Here is an 18075-nt window from a genome sequence, read left to right as displayed (position 1 = left end):
CCTTAATAATCAACGTATAAAGCCGCTTGTGGCTCTTTAAAGTTCACGCCACCAAACACCATAGTTAAACCTGATTGGTAGGTCACAAGATCTTTCTTGCCTGCACCAATAACCGTTGGGGATTTTGGTACGTTCATTTCCACATAATTTTTGTCATTAGTGTAAATCAAGGCTCGAGTTTTACTTGCTTTGGCTAATTTCGCAAAATTAGATGGCAAGGCTTCGATCTTAATATCCTTACCTGCTGCCCCTTTGAGTTTTTCTTCTAGCCATTCAAGAGCAGACTTGTCAGAGTTTGGGCGCTCCAATAAAGCAAGGTGAGCTTTATCTGCACTATCAATAGCAAAGGAGTTTGGCACAGCAATACGGTGAGTTTTTTCCACTGCGCGTAAGAAGATTTCTTCAAAAAACGCAACTGCTTTCGCATAATCCATCGCGCTAACTGCCCCTTTGGTCTTAGGAGTATAAACTTCAATCTCGTCTGAATTTAACAAGCCTTTTAAGCGAGTATCACGAGAGTGCCCTAAGAAAGCGACCTTTTGTAAAGTTTGGTGAGCATTTTGGTTAAGGGCATAGAGTTTCTCAGTATTCACTTGAACACCTAATGCTGCTGCTTTTTTAAGTTCAAATTCATGCCATTCAACCAATTTCAACCAAGTCACTAATGGTACTTTTTTGTGGTTGAAGGTCACACCAACCTGATCGAACACGCTGGTATTCATTGAAATCAAGCCGCTATCTAAATCACCTGTAATATCAGAGCTAAAACTTAAGATTTCATCAGCAAGCTCACTCCCTTCTGAATTAATATATACAAACTTAGGGAACACAACATCAGGGTATTTTGTGCGGTTGATGCCTGTTTGCACTTCGGTTAATGCCGAACGTAAAATATTAATATGTGGCATAGTTATTTTGTTCCTTCTGGTTATAAACGGGTAATTTCTGCAATATTGCCTGCTACTGTAATCACGGTGTAGTCAGTTTTAATGCAGTTCGTATCATCTTCGGCTTTTTGGATAGTACCAACCTCTTTTGAAGCATTCGCCACAGCGACAACATGCACTTTGTCGCCACGCTTGAAGTCTTCTACGCCTTTTGCAATCTCGACCCAAATACTGTCTGCGGTGCCAATGTGCATTACGTCACAAATCTGACCTTGTAGGGTTTCGTCTTTGATCACATTACGCACTACAATACCAGCAAGAGTGTCAGTTTTTGCAGATAAGGCTTTTACGCCTTTTTCGGATAACGCCACAAAACGTCCTGCGACTAACGGGGTTTCACCTTCGTTCATATAAGCAATAGCTTTTGAGTTAGCTAATCCGCCTTTGCCAATGTTGCCAGCGGTTGCCACTGCGGTATTAATTGCAAATGCCATTATTTTGCTCCTTGGTTGTAAGAGTTAAAATCAAAGCGTTGTGCAGGTTTTGCATCACCAATTAACACACGCCCTAGGTTTTGGTCTGCGAGTTTCTTCGCTGTGGCTTTAGCTGCCACATAAGCTCCAGCCATTTCCGCATCAGAAAGGGCTTTTGCCTCATCTTCGCTAAAAATCCCTGTTGCAACCACCGCACTTTGCTGAATTTCACGCACCGTTGCTTTATCTGCAAAGGTTACATCAGCAAAATGCACCTTGGCATCTGCCAATAATGCGGTGCGTTTGTTTTCTTCTTCTGTGGATTTTTGGGCATCTTGCAACTGTTTAATTTGTGCTTTCAGTTGCTCGTTTTCTTGCACTAATGCAGCATCATTCACTTTGGTTTTCTCCTTTGTTTTTTTCTCTTCATCCTCGTCTTTTTCAACGGGCTTTTCAGGTTTAGATGGCTGTTTTTCGCCTTCTTCTTTCTTTTCTTCCTCTTCTACCTTTTGTTTTTGCTCATCTGATAACTTAATACCAAATGCACCAAGTAAGGCATCAAGGAATTTCACGCTTTTACTCATAATGGATTTATCCTCATCGGCGAATTTAACAGTTGGCCCACATCGCCCTTTCGCCACAATAGCGACGTGGTTGCCGATCATCGGCGACATCTCAAAATCAGCATCTTGAACTGTTGTGGTGACAATATCGCAATCGTAACCACAGGAAAGCTCCTCAATACCTTCATCTTGAATTAACTTAATGGCGTTATCGTCATATACCCAAGCCTCAGCAGCTAAGGTATCTCCCACCCGTTTCACATTTCGCACTACGCCTACAGATAAATCTTTCCAGTTTTTTGCATTTACCCCTTGTTCTGGGTGTCCAATAGTTAAAGGAACACCTTCAAAACTGGCTAAAGTGCGGTCTGAAAATAGAGAGTTTTCCGTACGAGCGACTTTTTTCACTGCGGTTTCTTGCAAGCCCAATTCGCTTGCGTGGTAGTCAAATACGCCCACTTTAGAAATAGTTGCTGGCACAACTAAATAGCCATCTTTTGTTACCGCTCTTTGACTTGAGCCTTTGTCCGTGAATTTCATATTTTCTCCAATAAAAAACCCGACCTGTTAGATCGGGTTGTATGAGTAATAAAAAACCTAGCAATAAGCTAGGTTTGTTAACATTAATTCATTTGCATCATTTGTTCATGGGCTTTACGCTTGCTCTCTCGCAAGGATTGTATTTCTGACTTCGTCAGGTGTCTTACGTGAGTTGAGGATAAATCGTGCTTCCCATTCTGTGAGTTTCGAGAAGTCATAGCCAAATTTTTTTGACCACCATTGTTCAATACTGCCATATTTTCCTCTTAATTCTTGTAATGTTTCTTTTGATAACCTTAATTGTACAGAATATTGCTTACCTGTCAAAGCATAAGATGCTATAACTTTACCTTTTTGATGCTCAATATATCCTTTTAAGCTAGCTAAAGTACCTCCTTGAGTTTGTGTATCATCAAGAATAATTGCCAACTTACCTTCTGGAACATTACCATCAAACGCTGGAGAATAAATTAGTCTGTGCCATCCATCCCCACCAGTTCTAGATACTTTAGTTGCTTGCACAATAGATAAATCTACAGGCAGATCAAGTTTTTTAGATAATACTGTTGCCACAGCGACAGGGATCATGTTTCTACCAACAGCTTCTTCAGCATGGACAGGCACAAGAATAGCATCTCGTCCATTAATGATGCTCCTTAGTTTTTCCACTGCATCATCACTAACTAAGTCCTTAGCTAATTGGTACGCATCTGCGACATTTCCTTTTTTTGCATTTTGATAAAGGGGATGAGAAGTAGCATCTCCTAATTTTCTGTCGATAACAGTATCAGGGAAATCATCTTGCCAATCACTACGCATTTGTACTTTTTCCAAGTTATATGACTGGGTTTGATTTTTGCTTGTTTTTATTGTTTCGTCAAGCACAGGTATCGCTACACACCGGCAGTTGATATCATGCCCAGGATGTCCAGTTTCAGGTGGATCGTCATAACTAAAAATCTTGCCGTCATTTTCTGCGTGACTATCTCGCACACGTTCATCACCTGAGGTACTCCAACGGTATTTTTTAATACCTAACTCTTCGTGACGTGCTTGTGTGAGTGCTGCGTTGATTTTAGAACTCTGATCACGAGCAATAAACTTAGCTCGATTTTCAGTCACTCCACCTAAATCTCGAATTTCTTTCGCAAGATCGCGATTTAACTTACCAGAGATTGCCCCTTGCGTGATAATTGTCTGAACTTTATCAAGATACTGTTGCTCTATTGATTTTATCAACTGTACATTTGCAGTCGTCATTACTGACATTTTATTAAGCACAGCAGTGTTTTGATTTAAAAACGCCTGTAAATCAATCCCTGTTTGTCGCTTTAAGTTCTCACCTACTTCACGTTGATTCTGAACATTACCACGCGATACAAATTCATTGGCTAGGCTTTCAATCTCATTACTGCGATCTTTTTCAGAAAGTTTTTTAATTACCGAAAGCAACTGCTCTGTATTAAATACATCAAAGTCGCTATCCATAAAAAAAGGGCCTTGCTTATTCTGCAACGCCCTTTCTATTTGTTCCCTTAACCATTTAACACGAGAGACTAACTGCCGACTATACCACAATTCAGTTTGCCGACTTTGTTTTATCGGCTTAAACCTCACTATCCTCGGTTTCTTCTGCCCCTTCATCACTTCGGGTAAATTCATCATCATGAGTAGGAGTCTCCAGTTGTGCGATATCCTCTGCTGAAATTGAGGCAAATAAACCACTTTCTTTTAGCTCATTTGCCACTTGAATCTCACTTAATACACCATTCTGCATCAGGATATTTGTAGCAGCAGAAAATGTATTAAGCATATTCACTTTCTGCTCTTGTTTGACTTCATTTAGTGAAACAAACTCAAACCACCAATCCTGCGGGCAAAACCCTACAGCCATTGTTGAGATAATTGGATCTAGTTTCTCAAATACAGGTCTTAATCTGCTTTCTTGTAGTCCATGAATAGTCTCGTGATAGTTTTGAATATCTTCATCACCACTTGCAAGACCAGAAACAGACTGGCCAAACAGAATAGTGACAGGCATTTCTGCTGCCCCTGCTACCGCATTGCGAAACTCAATTAATAAATCTCGTAAGCCAGCAAATGTCAGTTCTTTTTGCTCATACTCATTCTCTTTGTCAATAAGAAGTGTATTTGTTGATGATTTAATGAGTTGAATAGAGGTCATTGCTTTTGCAATATCACTTTCAAACCCAGCCGCAAGTTTATTGGTTAAACCGTCCATTTTAAAAACATCAACTTTGCTTTCTTGGACTAAATCACCTGTATTTGTACTTAGTGCATCATATCGCTTAAGCACTTCATATACCTGTTCAATATCTGAAAGCCCCCAAAATTGGTTATGCTGCTCTTCTAAAGGACGTTCAACCGCATTAATGAACAATAATCTTGAGTGATGGACATCAATTCTGCCATTTACTGTATAGATATTGTACTTACCAAAATTATCATCAAAAACATTTTCATTTCTCTCGCTCTTAGGCTGCACTTTGCTTTGCTCGAGAATAATAAGTTTTTCAATGTTCTGCCCCGTCTTGAGAGGAGATGTTGTGCTTTTTTCAGTTAACACAAGAATAGCAACGCCACCATAAAGACTAGCCCAAACACAAGCCTTTTCTAATGTTTCTTTTAATTTAATCTTGCGTTCAATACTTTCGATCTTCTCTAAATGCTCAGCTTCTAAATCATTAGAAAAAATATCACGCCATTTTCTTGTCATATCACGGGCTTTCTTTGAGCAGATTTTTTGAACAATCCAGTTTTGCTTCCAAAGCGTATCTAACTGCACTTTGTCATCAGTTAAACAAGAACCGCTTGTATATCGCAATTGCTCTTGTCGCTTTCCAAGATTTGTTGCGAGTGATGTTAAACCATCGTTTATTTGTATTTGTGTCATAAAACATCCCACAATTGTTTTGTTTGCAATGGTGCATAACACATTACTAATGCATCAGCTTTATTTGGAGAAGGAATACCACGTTTTTTCATGTCTTTTTTGCTTTCAACCTTCACACGCCCGTTATTGTCATAATCAACGCGAGGACGTGATAATTCTGCTTTTAAATATTCAAGATCTGAAATGCCGCTACTTAAACTTATCAATTCATTATCAGGATATTTATCGCCAAATTTAACTGCCCGATAAGTTTTATAGAAACGATCTCGTAAAGCCCACCAAGCTTGAGCCTTAACATTCGCAAACATATCCTTGTTCTTTTTCCCATTGATATAATTGCTATCTTTACGCAACACTTCACCACCAGCATTAAAACCTGTTATAGCAAAACGCTGATTTATTCTGGCAAAATATGCTTTTACGCCTGCGCCTACACCAATGGAATCAAATACAACCTCGTTTACCGCATTATCTAGTGCGTATTGATAGGCTTTATCAGCAGAGTAAATAACATCAACACCTTTCCATTCTGCCAAATCAAATACAACAGAGCCATGTGAGAAACAAACTGCATTTGCATCAGCACCCTCATCAGCAACATCAAATCCAACAACCTTTCTACCTTGTGCCTCAAATCCTAGCTTAATATGTGAATCGACTGCGCTCTCTATCCATATAGGCTTAATGATCGCTAAATCACTATCCGCAACTGGCTGACCTTCATAAACGTGCAAATAAAGTTCATAATCACGCTCTTTCATCTGTTCCATATCTTCCAATAACTCTTTTGGAAAATAGGGATTATCTTGCCAGTTAACTAACACAGAACAACACCGATCAGGTGGATTTATTACAAATCTCTGATAAGTATCATCAAGCAAGTTCTTCGGGTTAAAACTCACAATGATTTGAGAACCCTCTTCACGAATAGTAGGAATGAGTACGTCCCAGCTTTCTTTAGAGACATTCTCGCCTTCCTCCACCCAAACAACATCAATTCCTGTCATTGATTTAATTGAAGTGATATTGGTCTTAAGCCCTGCAAAAGTAAACCGAGAACCGTTCTTCCCAATAATTTGCGTTTTCTGAATATCAAAAAATGCCTGTAATCCAAGCATTTCAATCTGATCGGCTAACATTGTAATCACCGAGTCAGAAATCGACTTCTGAATCTCACGACAACACAATACTCGGGTAGGCTTAGCATAAGCTCTTAGCACCAATGCCCGAGCAATATTAAAGCTCTTACCACTCCCTCGCCCACCATAAAAAATAATAAATCGCCATATCGACTGAAAGAGCGGTTTAAATTTAGATGGAAATTGAATATTAAGATTGCTCATCACCAAAGCTCACATTGATAACTGTTGGTAAAGATTTATCGCCTGACGTTAAATCAACACGTTCTTTAAACATTCCCAAATGCTTACCCAATAACTCAAGTGCTTTATTTGCTCCTGCTGGTTCAAAAGCATAAATGTGATTATCAATCGCAGTAACTTTGCCTTCTTGATTGTTTTTAACCGTATCAGTGACAATGACTGATTTACGTCCCATACACATATCACGTAACTCCATTAAGTCACGCAGTACATCATCTTGTGAAATTTGAACTCGTTCCGCACGAGTGTTTTGGGCTTTTTGGATTTCATCTTGAATGTCTACATTTGACAACAAACGACTGCCTTCACGATTAGCTGCTTTCTCAGCATACCCCGCTCTGATTGCTGCTTGAGTGGCATTTAAGTCAATTAGATATTCTTCAACAAACCGTTTTTGCTTGTCTGTTAATTTAGTTTTACCACGCCCTTTAGACGTGGATTTAACCTCGTCTTTTTTTGGCATAGTGGTTAATCCTTTTTTAAACACTTGACTTGTGTGTATGTGTGTGTATAATAGTATTTGATTAAGGCAAAGGAGGTATCACGTGAACTCACACGACTTAATCAAGGAACTGACAGCAATTGGATGTACTGAATTGAGATGTAAAGGGTCGCACCATATATGGTATTCACCTAAAACAGGAAAGACGTTTCCTGTTCCGCATCCCAAGAAAGATTTACCAATAGGTACTGTCAGATCCATAAAGAAATCGGCAGGGCTTTTATAGCTCTGCCGAGTCCTATCTAGGAGGTTATATGTTATTTACCATTGGCGTTGAAACGCCAAAAAATGAAAATGAAGCGTTTGGCTTATGTGTGCCTGCGCTTTTTAATGAAACTTACTCTTGTTTTAGTGGTGCAGATACTGTCGAAGAAATTGTTCCAATGGTAACTGATACAATCCATACCATCTTAGAAATGATGGTCGAAGATAATTTTGATATTTCCCAAATTAAAGATTTAGGATTTCTTCACTATAAAGAGCAAGAAGATTTTCAATATTGCGATAGTTGGTTACTAATCGATGTAGATATCACTGCTTACTTTGGTAAACGCCAGCGTGTTAATATTGTATTACCGCAATATCTAATTGATAGAATAGACCAGCGTGTAGCTAATAATCCAATCTATAAAGACCGTAGTCATTTCTTAGCAGTAGCTTCTCAACGAGAGTTATCATCATCTTTATAATAAAAAGGCATAGTGAAATATCTATGCCTCTTTTAATTCTGTGCGTTTTCTGTTTGCCACTCTCGAATCTTATCAACTCGATTTAAGCAAACATCTCTTTCACGTTTGAGTATCACTGCGTACTTTGAAACATCACCGTAAGTATTACCGTTAAAGCCTGTTTTATCTAAATGGGCGAGTAATGCTGCTGGAATTGCAGGGCAGACTTGCGCTACTGGTTTACTGGCGCAAGAACTCAATAACGCTACGAGGAGCATTAGCATTATAAGCTTTAGCACTTCTCTCTTGTTCTGAAATACTTTCAATAGCTTCATCTGATTTAATCCTTGCTTCTGATTCCAATCGACTAATCTCAAGCGTTAGCTGTCTGTTGATTTCTTCTTGCTGTTTAAGCTTTTTGATACTTTCGCTCTGTTGAGAAATGATTTGGGCTTGAATGGTGTTTCTGGCTTTTAAGTTAGAAATAGATTGGAACTGGAACCACAACGCGACACACAAGCCCAAAATTACGACGATCAAGATTTGTGTAAGTCGGCTAAACATAGCTCACGTTCCTTTTGTCTGCGGATTTCAAGTCCACGTAATACTTTACCGCTAGCGTATTTCCAACGTGGAAACTGATCGCACATTGCTTGAATATCACCATTTTTAGCGTGCTTAAACAATGTAGAATGCTTAAGCTTAGAACATCCGACATTAAATGTGATTGATACTATTGCCTCAAATGCACCTTGCGGCAAATTCTTCCCGTTAGCCCAGTCATTAACACATTTCTCTGCAACTTTAATGTCATTTACCCAACGTTGAGCAATTTCTTCATCTGAATATTTTTTACGTTCAATTTGAAGTCCGCTTAATTCTGTTGAGCCAATACCAACCGTTAGAACATCAGCAGGACATCTATAAGGCTCACGAGCGCAGCCCTCAGCATTACCAATGATTTCTAGTCCACGTTCACCTGTGCGAATCTCATTAGAGTAATCAGACATAACAACAGCGATAATCATTGCAACAGAACAAGCTGTTATCTTCTTGGCGTGTTTCATTCGATATCAAGCCCTTTTTTTAATCGCTCTACGTGAAGCCTGTGAAGTTCTTCTTTTCGTTCTTCGTCGCGAATTCTAATTTTTCTTTCTTCTTCTCTCGTTTTGAGTTTTCTGGCTTCTTCTCTAATTCGAACTCTTCGCTCATGAAACTTTGAGGATAAGTTAACGAGAGCGGTAACAATACCGATCGCAAGACTAACCATCATCAAGTTTTGTTGATCTCCAAGCCAAGCAAGTAAGCCACTAAATCCCGACCAGATATATGATTGCGTCCCAGCATCTTTCATTTTCATAATCTCCACCCCCTTGCTTTTGGGGCAATAAAAAAGCCCAGTCCGTGAAGACTGAGCTTGTGAATTTGGCGGACAGTGCAGGATTTGAACCTGCGACATACTGGTTAACAGCCAGCCACTCTACCAACTGAGTTAACTATCCTAAAAAAATACCTAGCTTTAAGGCTAGGTTTTGTTGAATGGGATAAGTAAACGAATCGAACGTTTTTTTGGGAGTGTGTAAGCACACCTGAGTACCAACTCTTACCCCTGCGGTGAATCATACTTACACTACGACCACCATTAACTCATACGATATATGAAAACTACACCAGAGTCAATACTTTTTACACGTTAAAAGCAAACTTTTGCAATTTATCTGCATTTTTGTGATTTTTAAGAGCATAATCAAGAAACTTAGCAATTATCCATTCTGATGAGTCTATGCTTTGATTAATTCTTTTATACCAAGCATTAAATGAAATAGACTTATCTTTTGCGTGTTGAAATTGAGCTATTGAGTAATTGGATAAATTAAATATATATTTAGCCTCAATATACTTATAGTCTTCTGGAGATGGCGTTTTGATACAATGCCCTATAACAGAGCTAATCACTAATCCTAGTTCATCATCACACATCTTTCTGTCCTGCTTTGAATTTTTATTTCCATTTGCCTCCAGCATTAGTTTTGCAATAATATTTGTTTGACCGTCAAAATCTAAACCATTAAAAGCCCAAGCTCCCCAAGCATCTAAGTGGTTTTGAACCCATTCCTTTCTTGGTTTTTCTAATAATTTGTCTCCCACTTATAACCCCTTACGCTTTTCCAACATTCTTGCTTTTTTATTGAAGATTTTTTTAATCCGTCTCAAGTCATCTTTTGAGTAATGTCTTGGTCTTTGGTCTGCTTCTATTTGCTCGACTTTCTCAATACCTAGACGTTCAATTAAGCCAATTCTGAATTGACTATAATTTCCTCCTAGATAGTTATTGCATTTCTTGCATTGCCCATGAATATTTAATGTATAAAACCGTAAGTGTGGTGAAGTACTTCGGTTACGATAGTGGCCAGCATCAAACCCACCGCCTAATTTCTCTGCTATAAGTGGTTTTCCGCATGAAATGCAACATTTATTCATGTCTCTTGTGCGAATATATTTATTAACTGCTTCTTGCGCATCAGATAACAACGTTCTTTTAGGCTTTATTCTCTCTTTAATTTCTTTAATTCGTTTTTTCTCTTCCCTTTCGCGTTTTTTTGCTGCTTTTTCTCTTTCTTTTTTTAACCGTTGTGTTGCCAACTCCGCTCCACATTCTGGACTACACCATTGCACATTAAAGAAGTTTGTTTGGAATTTTGTTCCGCAGATTTTACATTTGCGATTTAATGGTTTTGTTTTTTTAGTCATAGAAAATCACCCATCAACATACAGCCCAAAAACAACATTCCTAGTGACACAATTACAATTAAAAAATCTTCCATTATTTCCCCCAAAATCCGTATTTATCATTAAATCTAACACCATGACTTACACCGTAAGCCGTCACATACTCAATTAAGCTTGCCATGCGTTTAACACTCATTTTTGCTGAGCTTTCACGAATGTTTACGAACTCACCCTCTAGACCTGGTACAACATCTGCTTTTTCATTGATGGCCATCGCATGACCTGAAATAAACAGCACTTTCCATTGTTCCATCGTTAGCTTACGTCCCATAAACTCAAGCTGGTTTGCAACGTCTTGGCACATAGCGTGGAATTTAGCGTTTTGCTCAAGGTTTCTAGTTCTTGGCTTAATATCGACAACTAGTGGTTTATCATCGTCGATAGGGAGTTGCGCGATAAAATTCTGGCAATTTGACCGCACTTGTTCTGAGCTTAATAAGAACTGGTTTTTAATTTCCATATTTAATTTCTTCTCCCATAGTTCTTAATTTCGGTATTAGCTGGCTTTTCATTAACGAATTGATATGCCATAGCCTGATCGCAATCGACAAAATGCCCTTTATCAAACTTCATATAAGCTGTTCCAAGCTCGCCAAAACGGTTCTTAGTAATAATGGCTTCTGAATAATCGTTGTCGCTATCTTTTTTGTATGCCTTTTCTCTGTAAAGCATAATGATTTGGCTGGCATCCTGTTCGATTGAACCACTATCTCTTAAATCAGAGTTTTGAGGACGTTTATCACTACGAGAATCAACCTCACGGTTTAACTGACTTAGTAAGATGATTGGCACATTAAAGTTCTTAGCGAACGTTTTAAGCGTACTTAATGAATCCTCAATTAATTGGCTTTTGTTAGCATTTTTAAGCGATCCATGATTCATTAACCCTAGATAGTCAATACAGATTGCTGAAAGTGGTCCTGTATTACTTAAATGACTTTCTGTGATAGATACAATTTCATTTGCTGATAAACCACCACGATCGACAAAGTAAATGTGATGGTCTTTGATTTTCCCTAGCCCATCACCTACACGACCAAATTCAGTTTGATCCATGCTATTTGGATTGCGGAGCTTTCTGACTGGAACATTTGCATTAGCGCTTAAAATACGGTCCATTAATTGTTGATTGGCCATCTCTAAGCTAAAAAATAAAACTGCACCTTTTTGTTCTGCAATATTACGAGTGAGCGTTAAAGCAAACTCGGTTTTACCCATTCCAGGACGACCAGCAATCACAACAATATCAGTCGGATTAATGCCACCTAAAATGTTATCTACAGCCTCAATGCCTGTATGAAGAAGTCTTGAGTTGAAATCTTGTTTGCTGCGTTTTTCTAAGACATCGATATATTCATCAACTAACTCCCCCATTACGATAGGCTTAACTTCAACTTTGCTGCTTAAAAGCTTTTGCATTTCAGAAAGTGCTTTTTCTGTAATTTTTTCTGCCTGTTCATCTCTTGCTTGAGATAGTTTTGCTGCCATTTCAAGCATCGTTTTTTGTGCAGTGCGATTAACCCAAAATGACCGTACTTTATGCGCATATCCTGTGAGATTTGCGGATGTGATTGTGTTTTTCATAATCTCCGCTAAATTGGCAAAGTCTTCACCAAAATCTTGGTGTAATAAAATAATATCAATCACGTTATCTTTGCGTGCTTGTTTGCGAATGTTGTTATACATTGAACCAAGTTGATAAGTGGCAAACATTTCAGGTTCTAACCATGTCATCACTTCACGAGCTTGAGCCGTTAAACCACCAGAAAGAAATGAACCGATTAAACTGTATTCAAGGTCATACGTTGTGTTTTTCATAGCGATCCCTCGATTGTTTTATCCATGATTTTTTCACTCAAGATATACTCAAAATCAGCACGCCAACCACGTTCGTTCTCACCAAAGTAAAAAGACCTTGCCGACTTCATAAAATCCAAGAAATAATTTTTAAATGTTTCTGCATCACAAGAGCCAAAGCGTTTTTTCATCACTGCAGCAAGTATTTTGATTTTGCGCTTTCGTGCTTGGCTTAGGTTTTCAGGATCTGCAAGTGACGGTAGATTTTTACCAGTTTCAGCTACACATTGGTTGTACGCTTTTCCAATTCCCACATAGTCGATATTCAGTGAACGTTGTTTTTTATTTTCAGCAACTGGCACATCATCAGCGTTAGCTGATTCACCTTTAGGGGGTAAGGGGGTATTTTCTTCTGTATAGAAGTCTTTTCTTTGGTTATTGGTATGGTCATTTTGACCACATGACATCTGGTCATTTTGACTATATCGATCATCCCATTTTGACCTCATGGATGAACCATTTTGGTCACATCGCATCTGGTCATTTTGACTAGTCAATTCTTCAATTTTTTCATAAGCAATTGAGTACCATTTTGTTTTATCCATTTTCATTTTGTTCAATTTGTTTGTAGATAAAATCAAACCCATTTCCTCAAGCCTTTTAATTGTTCTCTGTATTGTTTTTTTCGACCAAAAAGGAAATATTTCGCACCACTCATCAATAGTGTTATATATCCAAATACGATCTTCGTATTTGTGCTTGCTGATATTTAAGAAGTAATGGAGTTGTTGGACAAAAATAGCTTCGTTCAAACCAATAGCTTTTGCTAGCTCTGGCAATACTTGTAATGGCTGATCATCAATAAGTAACTTTCCTACACTCATACTAAAACCCCACCTCAAAGAAGAATTTAACCTTCTTAAAATCCCCAATTTGCTCTAGAACTCCTTTTTGACGTAAAAACTCCATTTGTGATTGATTAAATGTCATTTCTGGAACAGCATTACGGAACTCAATAAAAAACCGAAATTGCTCAAGTGTTTTCTTGCCTTTTGTGCTATTACAAGAAATACAGCTAGGCAGTAGATTGGATATATCATTTGAACCACCATCATATTTAGGTATGACGTGATCTATAACGAGAGTTGAATGAGAAAGCTTCAATCCACAATAGGCGCAATGCCAATTACATTTTTCTGCAATTTTTAATCTCTTAGATTTACTGAAGGTTTTACACATATCACACCACCATCGAATACTGTGCTACTCGTTTACCGTTTGGAACTGTAATCATTTGAGATTTGATTTCATAACCACGCTTTTTAAGTTCATGAATACGTGCACCAAGGCGTAAGCAGTTAAAACGTCTTTCAGCATCAAGGTGAGTGAGTTTCTCGCCATTTTTTAACGCTTTTAAAATCTGTGCACTTTGTGCTTTACTTTCGCTTTCGTTTAAATTAATATTTTCCATGTTATTAATTCCTATAAATTAATTAGCCACCGCTGCAACGGTGGTTTTTTATTTGCCTTTTTTCTTTGTTTTTCTCGCCAATTTCTTGGCTTTATCTAATAAATATGTCATCACGTCTGGTTTAAATGAGCTACGTTGACGGTATTCTTGAATGCAGGTAGAAATAATTTCATTAGCTGTTATCACATCTACCCCCCCCTGTGATAAGAAATTGCGTAGTTGCTTAGTGATAAATTCTTCTGTATTCATTGCGCTAACTCCAATTTCAAACAGATAGCTTGCTCAATTAACTGCTCCACTTCTGCTAAGATTTTTTGTTTCTCACGTTGAGATAAATTACGTCCAAGCTCTGAATCAGAACTCACCGCACTTTTAATTTCCTTGCCAATTCGTCCGCTTGATTCCGCAATATCTAGAAATCTTGCTAGAACGTCTTGACCGCAATCAGCACATCTAGGCATAGGCACAACGATGTGATCGATTTGTGCTGCTATTGCTGAGATCGTTTTCTTGCTTTGAACGGTGGCGATAAGCTCGATTGCTTCTATAAAACTCAGTTGGTTCTGTTCACAATCTACATTGAGTTTGTTGCCAAGAATGTTTGGCGACTTCTCTAGCGTGTAAGCCAGTGATGTGATACCACCAGAGCTGTTTTTACAGTCTCTGTGTAACAGTCTCTGTATCTCTTTGCTATTCATGAAAAATAATTCCTTTTCTTGAAGATTGTTTTTTAGTTAGTTGGTAAGTTAATCCTGAAACTCAGGGAATAACTCGCTTTTAGGAAGACCAGTTACCTCTTTCCATTTATCGGCAGAAACATCTTGAGTAGAAATTTTTCCACCAGATTTTTTCATCCGATAAATAAATTGAGATGTTTTTCCTACTGCCTGAGCCAATTTGGCTTGAGAGCCAACAGCCTGAATTGCTTTTTCAATAGGTGTCATAAATACCTCAACATTTAATTGATTAAATCCAACAATAATAATAAATCATAAGTTTACCAATGTAAACATTAGATTTATTGCAAAAGTAAATATTTTGTTTACACTTTGAAAAATGGAGGACTATATGGATAACAGAGACAAACTTGTCATTGAACGATTACAGCAAATATTAGATGAGTCTGGGGCAAGCAAGGCAGAGCTAGCCAGAGTGTCAAACAAAACTCCTCAAGCTGTAAATAATTGGTTTAAAAATGGAAAAATTAGTATTGATTCAGCTAGATTGATTTGCGAGAAATATGGATATTCAGTGAATTGGCTATTAGGTAGTGAAGATATTCTTGATAAAAATGAAGTCGCAGTAATAGAAGATAAGGATTACAGCGACACTCACATTGAGATCGATTTATATGATGTGAAACTATCAGCTGGAACGGGCAAAGGGTGTGTTGTTGAATGGATACCTAGAAAATCAGAAGAACCTTTATTATTTAGACAGGCTTGGTTTAAACAGAAAAATCTAACACCAGAAAGCTGCAAAGCAATGTTTGTTCGTGGACACAGTATGTATCCAGTTTTAAAAGATTGGGACACTGTGATTGTTAATATTCACGATACGGATATTGTTGATGGTGAGATCTACGCTTTAACGTATAAAAACAATTTTTATATCAAGCAAGTTGTACGCAATGGCGACAAAATCACACTGCTTAGCTTTAATCCTGAATATAAGCCAATTGAAGTAGGCGAGGATCAATTAAGTGAATTAAATATTATAGGTCGCCAAGTTTGGCGTGGTGGTTGATAGCAAAGTCTTTTGGTGGTCTGTGCTTTGTGATTAGAGAATTTAGCTATTTAGCGTAGGTTATGTTTGTAGATTCTAAATTTTACTGTAAATAAAAGGAGGGGTGAAATGAGTGAACAGAATATACCAGTGAAGCAAGCTAAGGTAATTAGTTTTATTAATATGAAAGGAGGTGTTGGAAAAACAACTCTGTGTATCGGATTAGCGGATTATATTGCTAATGAAATGGGGAAGAAAATACTTGTCATTGATGTCGACCCACAATTCAACTCAACACAATCTTTTATGACTAAATATGATCTCAGCGAAAGATATATTGAATTATTAGACACTCATTCAATTCGAAAAATATTTCATCGACCTGATGATATTTATTCACAAAGTAAAGTGCCTGGCAAGGGACTTATATATCAATTATCTACAAACCTAGGGCTTATTCTTGGAGATATTAACCTTATCTTCGATAGCAATAAAACAGATAATACAAAATATAAACGTATTAAAAAATTTATTGATGAAAACAAATTAAAAGATGAATATGATTATATTTTTATTGATTGTCCACCAACTATTTCAATGTATACCGATGCAGCATTAATTGCATCTGATTTTTATATTACCCCTGTAAAAATAGATCAATACTCAATTCTTGGTGTTTCCAGTTTACTTAGTGTGATAAACAATATAGCATATGAAGAGGACTTGCCAATAAAACCACTTGGTATTATCTATACTCATATTGAAGACTCAATGACTCAGAAAACAATAAGGTTAAAAGAAGGTCTAGAAAATACAGACAAAATAAGGGATTTACCATTTTTCCTCAATCACTTGTCCTATGTTCGTGATTTAATGGTAGGAAACCAAGGGAATATTGCTTCTAGCTACACTAAATCAAAAAATGACATTAAGGCTATTTCAGAGGAGCTTATTAAAAAATTAGAGGGTACACAATAATGGAAAAGACACTTTATAAAATTAAAACATTAGATGGATATCGAAATCAATTTGAATTTTGTGGCGCCCTTACTGAAATCTTATACGAGAAAAAGATCTTCAAAAAGAATTCTGATATTGCCCAGATCATATTTGAAATTTATAACATTTCCTTTAAACCTTATGTTTTAAAGTCTAGAACACTCCTTGTTGGAAAACTATTAAAAGAAATTATTTCTAGTAAATACAATAAAGAAGATGCAAGGAAGTTAAAAAAATTAATACTATTATTAATTGACTATCAAGAAGAAAAGAAAACAACTAAGCGTCAAAAATCAACTTCAAACTTGAATGAAATACAAGCATTGATTAGAAGTATCTTGCAATAATGGTAAAACTAGAACCTTTTATATATCAAAAATCACTTGATAATTTTTATGCTGAATTGGATTCCTGGTCTAATTTATCAGAAAGTACCGATAAAAATAATGTGAGATGTATTATAAAGAGAATGACATTTCTTTATATTATTAAAAAAAGAAACCAAGAGAATAACTTTTTTAGAGGTATGTTTAGTGATTTACTTTACGCAATGCATTGTATAAAAACAAATCAGGAGCGTTATTTCTACTTTAATTTACGCTCTGCGATTGAAAATTTCCTTCGTTGTGCTTTGTATAAGGGAAATACAGATAATACAGGCGTAAGAGAGCTATTTAATGAATTTTCTCAAAAACAAAAAAGTATTAGGGATAAACTCAATAGTGAATATGTTGAGTGTTGTAATTATGTGCATAACAATCATATCGCCAATCTTAACTATTCAAATGCTTTCCTAGAATGTGAAAGACAAACTTTCTCTTCCGTAAGTACTGCAGTCAATCACTTACTTAATGTTATAAATTACTTCATTAAATATTTCATTTTTGAAGAGAGTGATTGTGTTGATGCTACATTTCATCGTGCTAAATCCCAACTAAAATATCTAGTAGGTAACGCAATATATCAACAATATCTCAGTCAGTTTAGCAGCTAATCTTACTCTAAAGATAGACTTGCTAAAGTTTGTAGTATCTTTACTTATTCCTATAATATACTACTACTTTGACAGTAAAGCAGTTATTCAGAATGACTGAAAACATTTACCAACTTTTTTAATTATTGAACAATAAACCGCCACACTGGCGGTTTTTCTTTACCCTCAATTCATTATCCAATCAAATCCCCCCAATTTTTGATTCACTAATCCATTTGTGCTTTGTTTTTGAAGTCCCCCTCTTTTCTGTGACATAGCTCACAAATTCAGCAATTAATCAAAAAATTTCAAAAATATTTTTCTTTTAGAATCAATCATATATTTACAAAATTAATAAATTTAATATTTATTAATTAAACTATATATTTAC

27 protein-coding genes and 1 tRNA gene are annotated in these 18075 nt (G+C 36.9%); 6 read left to right on the top strand and 22 right to left on the bottom strand.

Features of this window, described 5'->3' with window-relative positions; genetic code table 11:
- Positions 1-2 precede the first annotated feature (2 nt).
- The 7 genes from K7G93_RS02960 to K7G93_RS02930 all read right to left on the bottom strand — a co-directional run bounded on the left by K7G93_RS02960 (position 3) and on the right by K7G93_RS02930 (position 7222).
- A complete protein-coding gene (locus tag K7G93_RS02960) occupies positions 3-908 on the bottom strand; it encodes a major capsid family protein (protein ID WP_228400445.1) in 906 nt (301 codons plus the stop codon).
- A 20-nt stretch (positions 909-928) separates the two neighbouring features.
- A complete protein-coding gene (locus K7G93_RS02955; RefSeq protein ID WP_228400444.1) occupies positions 929-1381 on the bottom strand; it encodes a structural cement protein Gp24 in 453 nt (150 codons plus the stop codon).
- The gene (locus K7G93_RS02950) at positions 1381-2463 is read right to left on the bottom strand and encodes a DUF2213 domain-containing protein (protein ID WP_228400443.1); all 1083 of its coding nucleotides are present in this window, start codon (positions 2461-2463) and stop codon (positions 1381-1383) included. Before K7G93_RS02950 ends, K7G93_RS02955 begins: the two co-directional genes overlap by 1 nt.
- A 114-nt stretch (positions 2464-2577) precedes the next feature.
- Positions 2578-3951 (bottom strand): phage head morphogenesis protein, encoded by a 1374-nt coding sequence (locus tag K7G93_RS02945; RefSeq protein ID WP_228400442.1) that lies wholly within the window; start codon positions 3949-3951, stop codon positions 2578-2580.
- Between the two features lie 118 nt (positions 3952-4069).
- Positions 4070-5368: an anti-CBASS protein Acb1 family protein gene (locus tag K7G93_RS02940; RefSeq protein WP_374107380.1), complete on the bottom strand. Its 1299-nt coding sequence runs from the start codon at positions 5366-5368 to the stop codon at positions 4070-4072.
- A 5-nt stretch (positions 5369-5373) separates the two neighbouring features.
- Positions 5374-6720, bottom strand: coding sequence for a PBSX family phage terminase large subunit (locus K7G93_RS02935; RefSeq protein ID WP_191134825.1), 1347 nt, complete (start codon positions 6718-6720; stop codon positions 5374-5376).
- A complete protein-coding gene (locus K7G93_RS02930; RefSeq protein WP_228400440.1) occupies positions 6707-7222 on the bottom strand; it encodes a terminase small subunit in 516 nt (171 codons plus the stop codon). The genes K7G93_RS02935 and K7G93_RS02930 overlap by 14 nt, the downstream gene beginning before the upstream one ends.
- Positions 7223-7304: 82 nt before the next feature.
- On the opposite strand from K7G93_RS02930, the gene K7G93_RS02925 reads away from it, so the two are divergent.
- Both K7G93_RS02925 and K7G93_RS02920 read left to right on the top strand, forming a co-directional pair.
- A complete protein-coding gene (locus tag K7G93_RS02925) occupies positions 7305-7487 on the top strand; it encodes a type II toxin-antitoxin system HicA family toxin (protein WP_016533497.1) in 183 nt (60 codons plus the stop codon).
- Positions 7488-7515: 28 nt separating this feature from the next.
- Positions 7516-7950: a type II toxin-antitoxin system HicB family antitoxin gene (locus K7G93_RS02920; RefSeq protein ID WP_226690742.1), complete on the top strand. Its 435-nt coding sequence runs from the start codon at positions 7516-7518 to the stop codon at positions 7948-7950.
- A 32-nt stretch (positions 7951-7982) separates the two neighbouring features.
- On the opposite strand, the gene lysC is transcribed toward K7G93_RS02920, so the two are convergent.
- From lysC to K7G93_RS02845, 15 genes are all read right to left on the bottom strand, one after another.
- Entirely contained in the window at positions 7983-8264 is a 282-nt protein-coding gene (gene lysC, locus K7G93_RS02915) for an Rz1-like lysis system protein LysC (RefSeq protein ID WP_444544244.1), read from the bottom strand.
- On the bottom strand, positions 8170-8493 hold the full coding sequence (locus K7G93_RS02910; protein WP_226690744.1) for a DUF2570 family protein: 324 nt from the start codon (positions 8491-8493) through the stop codon (positions 8170-8172). The genes lysC and K7G93_RS02910 overlap by 95 nt, the downstream gene beginning before the upstream one ends.
- Positions 8466-8996: a lysozyme gene (locus K7G93_RS02905; protein WP_226690745.1), complete on the bottom strand. Its 531-nt coding sequence runs from the start codon at positions 8994-8996 to the stop codon at positions 8466-8468. The genes K7G93_RS02910 and K7G93_RS02905 overlap by 28 nt, the downstream gene beginning before the upstream one ends.
- On the bottom strand, positions 8993-9289 hold the full coding sequence (locus tag K7G93_RS02900) for a hypothetical protein (RefSeq protein WP_014390733.1): 297 nt from the start codon (positions 9287-9289) through the stop codon (positions 8993-8995). Before K7G93_RS02900 ends, K7G93_RS02905 begins: the two co-directional genes overlap by 4 nt.
- A 66-nt stretch (positions 9290-9355) precedes the next feature.
- A tRNA-Asn gene (locus tag K7G93_RS02895) sits at positions 9356-9431 on the bottom strand.
- A gap of 184 nt (positions 9432-9615) precedes the next feature.
- Positions 9616-10077 carry an antiterminator Q family protein gene (locus K7G93_RS02890; protein ID WP_191134830.1) on the bottom strand — a complete coding sequence of 154 codons (462 nt, stop codon included), beginning with the start codon at positions 10075-10077 and terminating at the stop codon, positions 9616-9618.
- Positions 10078-10680: a recombination protein NinG gene (locus tag K7G93_RS02885; protein WP_228400439.1), complete on the bottom strand. Its 603-nt coding sequence runs from the start codon at positions 10678-10680 to the stop codon at positions 10078-10080. It abuts the gene before it with no gap.
- Between the two features lie 73 nt (positions 10681-10753).
- Entirely contained in the window at positions 10754-11179 is a 426-nt protein-coding gene (locus K7G93_RS02880; protein WP_191134832.1) for a recombination protein NinB, read from the bottom strand.
- Positions 11180-11181: 2 nt separating this feature from the next.
- Positions 11182-12537 (bottom strand): replicative DNA helicase, encoded by a 1356-nt coding sequence (locus K7G93_RS02875; protein WP_191134833.1) that lies wholly within the window; start codon positions 12535-12537, stop codon positions 11182-11184.
- The gene (locus K7G93_RS02870; protein WP_228400438.1) at positions 12534-13400 is read right to left on the bottom strand and encodes a DNA replication protein; all 867 of its coding nucleotides are present in this window, start codon (positions 13398-13400) and stop codon (positions 12534-12536) included. Before K7G93_RS02870 ends, K7G93_RS02875 begins: the two co-directional genes overlap by 4 nt.
- Position 13401: 1 nt before the next feature.
- Positions 13402-13755: an HNH endonuclease gene (locus K7G93_RS02865; protein ID WP_228400437.1), complete on the bottom strand. Its 354-nt coding sequence runs from the start codon at positions 13753-13755 to the stop codon at positions 13402-13404.
- Position 13756: 1 nt separating this feature from the next.
- Positions 13757-13987, bottom strand: coding sequence for a helix-turn-helix domain-containing protein (locus K7G93_RS02860; protein WP_228400436.1), 231 nt, complete (start codon positions 13985-13987; stop codon positions 13757-13759).
- 48 nt (positions 13988-14035) lie between these two features.
- Entirely contained in the window at positions 14036-14236 is a 201-nt protein-coding gene (locus K7G93_RS02855) for a hypothetical protein (protein ID WP_228400435.1), read from the bottom strand.
- A complete protein-coding gene (locus K7G93_RS02850; RefSeq protein ID WP_228400434.1) occupies positions 14233-14685 on the bottom strand; it encodes a phage regulatory CII family protein in 453 nt (150 codons plus the stop codon). Before K7G93_RS02850 ends, K7G93_RS02855 begins: the two co-directional genes overlap by 4 nt.
- Before the next feature lie 48 nt (positions 14686-14733).
- Positions 14734-14931 carry a helix-turn-helix domain-containing protein gene (locus K7G93_RS02845; RefSeq protein WP_046340046.1) on the bottom strand — a complete coding sequence of 66 codons (198 nt, stop codon included), beginning with the start codon at positions 14929-14931 and terminating at the stop codon, positions 14734-14736.
- A gap of 124 nt (positions 14932-15055) precedes the next feature.
- Here K7G93_RS02845 and K7G93_RS02840 point away from each other — a divergent pair, with 124 nt between their 5' ends.
- The 4 genes from K7G93_RS02840 (at position 15056) to K7G93_RS02825 (ending at position 17705) form a co-directional block, all read left to right on the top strand.
- Positions 15056-15733: an XRE family transcriptional regulator gene (locus K7G93_RS02840; protein ID WP_104228277.1), complete on the top strand. Its 678-nt coding sequence runs from the start codon at positions 15056-15058 to the stop codon at positions 15731-15733.
- 108 nt (positions 15734-15841) lie between these two features.
- Positions 15842-16690, top strand: a complete 849-nt coding sequence (locus K7G93_RS02835) for a ParA family protein (protein WP_115322768.1) — start codon at positions 15842-15844, stop codon at positions 16688-16690.
- Complete coding sequence (locus K7G93_RS02830; RefSeq protein ID WP_115322769.1) at positions 16690-17058, top strand: hypothetical protein; 369 nt, start codon at positions 16690-16692, stop codon at positions 17056-17058. Before K7G93_RS02835 ends, K7G93_RS02830 begins: the two co-directional genes overlap by 1 nt.
- Complete coding sequence (locus K7G93_RS02825) at positions 17058-17705, top strand: hypothetical protein (protein WP_226690754.1); 648 nt, start codon at positions 17058-17060, stop codon at positions 17703-17705. The genes K7G93_RS02830 and K7G93_RS02825 overlap by 1 nt, the downstream gene beginning before the upstream one ends.
- The last annotated feature ends 370 nt before the right edge of the window (positions 17706-18075 follow it).

It is taken from the genome of Pasteurella canis (assembly GCF_020810675.1).
GTDB lineage: Bacteria > Pseudomonadota > Gammaproteobacteria > Enterobacterales > Pasteurellaceae > Pasteurella > Pasteurella canis.
This window is presented reverse-complemented; position numbering and strand designations above follow the sequence as displayed.

Bases quoted from the DNA above. Each gene is read 5' to 3' on its own strand.
- lysC (WP_444544244.1), bottom strand. From the start codon at position 8,264: ATGAAGCTATTGAAAGTATTTCAGAACAAGAGAGAAGTGCTAAAGCTT.
- K7G93_RS02905 (WP_226690745.1), bottom strand. From the start codon at position 8,996: ATGAAACACGCCAAGAAGATAACAGCTTGTTCTGTTGCAATGATTATC.
- K7G93_RS02830 (WP_115322769.1), top strand. From the start codon at position 16,690: ATGGAAAAGACACTTTATAAAATTAAAACATTAGATGGATATCGAAAT.
- K7G93_RS02945 (WP_228400442.1), bottom strand. From the start codon at position 3,951: ATGGATAGCGACTTTGATGTATTTAATACAGAGCAGTTGCTTTCGGTA.
- K7G93_RS02865 (WP_228400437.1), bottom strand. From the start codon at position 13,755: ATGTGTAAAACCTTCAGTAAATCTAAGAGATTAAAAATTGCAGAAAAA.
- K7G93_RS02850 (WP_228400434.1), bottom strand. From the start codon at position 14,685: ATGAATAGCAAAGAGATACAGAGACTGTTACACAGAGACTGTAAAAAC.
- K7G93_RS02955 (WP_228400444.1), bottom strand. From the start codon at position 1,381: ATGGCATTTGCAATTAATACCGCAGTGGCAACCGCTGGCAACATTGGC.
- K7G93_RS02950 (WP_228400443.1), bottom strand. From the start codon at position 2,463: ATGAAATTCACGGACAAAGGCTCAAGTCAAAGAGCGGTAACAAAAGAT.
- K7G93_RS02900 (WP_014390733.1), bottom strand. From the start codon at position 9,289: ATGAAAATGAAAGATGCTGGGACGCAATCATATATCTGGTCGGGATTT.
- K7G93_RS02880 (WP_191134832.1), bottom strand. From the start codon at position 11,179: ATGGAAATTAAAAACCAGTTCTTATTAAGCTCAGAACAAGTGCGGTCA.
- K7G93_RS02920 (WP_226690742.1), top strand. From the start codon at position 7,516: ATGTTATTTACCATTGGCGTTGAAACGCCAAAAAATGAAAATGAAGCG.
- K7G93_RS02855 (WP_228400435.1), bottom strand. From the start codon at position 14,236: ATGAATACAGAAGAATTTATCACTAAGCAACTACGCAATTTCTTATCA.
- K7G93_RS02910 (WP_226690744.1), bottom strand. From the start codon at position 8,493: ATGTTTAGCCGACTTACACAAATCTTGATCGTCGTAATTTTGGGCTTG.
- K7G93_RS02885 (WP_228400439.1), bottom strand. From the start codon at position 10,680: ATGACTAAAAAAACAAAACCATTAAATCGCAAATGTAAAATCTGCGGA.
- K7G93_RS02840 (WP_104228277.1), top strand. From the start codon at position 15,056: ATGGATAACAGAGACAAACTTGTCATTGAACGATTACAGCAAATATTA.
- K7G93_RS02875 (WP_191134833.1), bottom strand. From the start codon at position 12,537: ATGAAAAACACAACGTATGACCTTGAATACAGTTTAATCGGTTCATTT.
- K7G93_RS02860 (WP_228400436.1), bottom strand. From the start codon at position 13,987: ATGGAAAATATTAATTTAAACGAAAGCGAAAGTAAAGCACAAAGTGCA.
- K7G93_RS02835 (WP_115322768.1), top strand. From the start codon at position 15,842: ATGAGTGAACAGAATATACCAGTGAAGCAAGCTAAGGTAATTAGTTTT.
- K7G93_RS02935 (WP_191134825.1), bottom strand. From the start codon at position 6,720: ATGAGCAATCTTAATATTCAATTTCCATCTAAATTTAAACCGCTCTTT.
- K7G93_RS02960 (WP_228400445.1), bottom strand. From the start codon at position 908: ATGCCACATATTAATATTTTACGTTCGGCATTAACCGAAGTGCAAACA.
- K7G93_RS02845 (WP_046340046.1), bottom strand. From the start codon at position 14,931: ATGACACCTATTGAAAAAGCAATTCAGGCTGTTGGCTCTCAAGCCAAA.
- K7G93_RS02825 (WP_226690754.1), top strand. From the start codon at position 17,058: ATGGTAAAACTAGAACCTTTTATATATCAAAAATCACTTGATAATTTT.
- K7G93_RS02870 (WP_228400438.1), bottom strand. From the start codon at position 13,400: ATGAGTGTAGGAAAGTTACTTATTGATGATCAGCCATTACAAGTATTG.
- K7G93_RS02930 (WP_228400440.1), bottom strand. From the start codon at position 7,222: ATGCCAAAAAAAGACGAGGTTAAATCCACGTCTAAAGGGCGTGGTAAA.